This is a genomic window from Amycolatopsis jejuensis (genome assembly GCF_000717335.1).
Lineage (GTDB): Bacteria > Actinomycetota > Actinomycetes > Mycobacteriales > Pseudonocardiaceae > Amycolatopsis > Amycolatopsis jejuensis.
On sequence record NZ_JNYZ01000086.1, the window covers coordinates 1 to 1,394 of the forward strand.

General features: G+C 68.1%; 1 protein-coding gene. It reads left to right on the plus strand.

What is annotated here, in order from left to right; translation table 11 throughout:
* Positions 1–303: 303 nt before the first annotated feature.
* Complete coding sequence (locus OO71_RS45820) at positions 304–1,356, plus strand: fatty acid desaturase family protein (protein WP_033296414.1); 1,053 nt, start codon at positions 304–306, stop codon at positions 1,354–1,356.
* Positions 1,357–1,394 lie beyond the last annotated feature (38 nt).

A 1,394-nucleotide genomic window follows, 5' to 3' on the forward strand; every position in this document is an offset into this window, starting at 1 on the left:
CCCGGGCGCAGGTATCCGGATGAGAACCGAGGACGGTGCGGGCTCGGACGCTCACACACGGAATGTTCTCGGACACCGCTGACACTACACCCTTGGGGCGCTGACGTCGCCATTCGCGCGCAACGTGAGGAGCGCCGGGCTTGCCGGAGCGGTGTAGCGTTCACGGTGAAGGGCCCGAGGCGGTCGGCGATTCCGAAGCGCACGGCCCGCCGTCAGGGCCGTCCGCCGTGCGGCACGAAGCTTGTTCCCGGACTCGCCCGGGACCGCACACTCACGGCCCGCCACCTGCTTGAGGATTCCACAATGGACGAACAAGGAACCGCCCCCGCACCAGAACCCGGCCATCCGCACGGAAGCGAGTTCGCCGAGCTGTCGGCACGAGTGAAGGAAGCCGGGCTGTTCCGTCGGCGGCCGGTGCACTATGTGGTGCGCGGTGGGGCCGCGGTCGCGGCGTTCGGCGGTGCGTGGGTGGTGCTGGCACTGGGTGCGCCGGGGTGGTGGCAGGTGTCCATGGCGGTGCTGCTGGCAGTGGCGTACACCCAGTTGTCGTTTCTGGGGCACGATGCCGGGCACAAGCAGATTTTCCGTGGGCGGCGTGCCAACGACGCGGTCGGGACCGGGCTGGCCGGGCTGGTCGGGCTGAGCTACGGCTGGTGGGTCGGCAAGCACACCCGTCACCACGCCCATCCGAATGTGGAGGGCGCGGACCCGGACATCGACATTGCGGCGCTGGCGTTCAGCACCGGGCAGAGCCGCGCCAAGGCCGGTTTCCTGCGCTGGATGGCGAAATACCAGGCGTACCTGTTCTTCCCGTTGCTGCTGCTGGAAGGCCTCGACCTGCACTGGTCGGGTATCAAGGCGGTGTGGCACGGCGATCTGAAGCGGCGGCGGCTGGAGGCCGGGATGCTGGCCGGGCACCTCGTCGCCTACCTGACGGCGGTGTTCGTGCTGCTGCCGCCGGGGATCGCCTTCGTGTTCATCGCAGTCCACCATGCGGTCTGGGGCGTCTACATGGGCTGCTCGTTCGCCCCCAACCACAAGGCGATGCCGCACCTGGAGCCGGGGCACCGGCTGGATTTCCTGCGTCGCCAGGTGCTGACCTCGCACAACGTGAAGGGCGGCCGGTGGATGACGTTCACGATGGGCGGCCTGAATTACCAGATCGAGCACCACCTCTTCCCGAGCATCCCGATGGCGATGCTGCGGCATGCGCAACCGCTGGTCCGCGATTTCTGCACGCAACGGGGAATCCACTACAGCCAAGGTGGGCTGGTGCGCACGTACGTCCAGGTGCTTCGGCATTTGCACGACGTAGGGGCGCCGCTGCGCGCGACCTCGGAACGTGTATCGGGATGACCGTCGTGCGCCAGCGGGAAACCAGCCCGGAAGGCAAG

Excerpts from the sequence above, each read along its gene's own strand:
- OO71_RS45820 (WP_033296414.1), top strand. The coding sequence starts at position 304 with ATGGACGAACAAGGAACCGCCCCCGCACCAGAACCCGGCCATCCGCAC.